Below are 513 nucleotides of genomic sequence, written 5' to 3' on the forward strand. Positions count from 1 at the left end.
GTTGCTCGACCACGTGCTGAGCCCGATTCCGGCCAAGCCGGGGGCGACCCGCAAAGAACACCAGGAATACCTGCGCAAAGGCGTTTGCAACGTGCTGCTGGCGTACAACATCGACACCGGCCAGCGCCATCTGCAAGTCACCGCCACCAAAACCAAGGCCGATTACGCCCGGTTTATGGACTGGGTGGTCGCCACCCATTACCCGGACGTGCCCACCATCCAGTTGGTGCAGGACAATTACAGCACCCACACCTACGGCGCTTTTTACGAGCACCTGCCCGTTGAAAGAGCCCGGCAGCTGCGCCACCAACTCGACTTTCACTTCACCCCCAAACACGGGTCCTGGCTCAACATGGCGGAAATTGAATTCTCGGCTCTTTCCCGGCAGTGCCTGGACCGACGCATTGGCAGCGCGCAGCAACTCGAAGAAGAGGCCCTGATTTGGCAAGCCCACCGAAATGCCGCTGCGACCAAAGTGAACTGGTCCTTCACCACCGAGAAGGCCCGCGACAC

General features: G+C 60.4%; 1 protein-coding gene. It reads left to right on the forward strand.

Annotated features, from left to right (window positions below):
- Nucleotides 1–513: transposase (locus tag IEW17_RS20710; protein WP_188563960.1), on the forward strand; the 513-nt coding region annotated here is incomplete at both ends.

It is taken from the genome of Hymenobacter frigidus (genome assembly GCF_014640435.1).
Lineage (GTDB): Bacteria > Bacteroidota > Bacteroidia > Cytophagales > Hymenobacteraceae > Hymenobacter > Hymenobacter frigidus.